Raw genomic sequence first — 287 nt, 5'->3', positions numbered from 1 at the left:
GTTACCAACGCGTTACGCGCCGATCGCTTCCAGCCCTTCCTCCAGCCAGTCGGCGAGCAGCGGCATGCCGAGCAGATATTTGGCCGTGCGCTTGTTGGCGCGCTCGCGCGCGGCGGCCAGCGCGTCGGCCCATTCGGCGGCGTCATAGTCGCCGCGGCCGACCCAGGCGAGGGCGATCAGCTCGGCCGCTTCGTCGACATTGAGGTCGTCGATCAGCTCGCGCAGCTCCTCCTCGGTCAGGTTTTCCGAGCTCTCCTCGACGAGACCGTCATGATGGTGGCTGTCGC

At 67.6% G+C, this 287-nt stretch carries 1 protein-coding gene; it reads right to left on the bottom strand.

Annotation, left to right across the window (positions count from 1 at the left end):
• Positions 1 to 12: 12 nt before the first annotated feature.
• The coding region (locus tag EN862_RS35785) for a DUF3775 domain-containing protein (RefSeq protein WP_135913351.1) at positions 13 to 287 on the bottom strand (275 nt) is incomplete at its 5' end.

Origin of the sequence: Mesorhizobium sp. M2E.F.Ca.ET.219.01.1.1 (genome assembly GCF_004016445.2) — a bacterium.
GTDB lineage: Bacteria > Pseudomonadota > Alphaproteobacteria > Rhizobiales > Rhizobiaceae > Mesorhizobium.
Note: the sequence above shows the minus strand (reverse complement) of the source record. Positions and strands in the feature narration are given on the sequence as shown.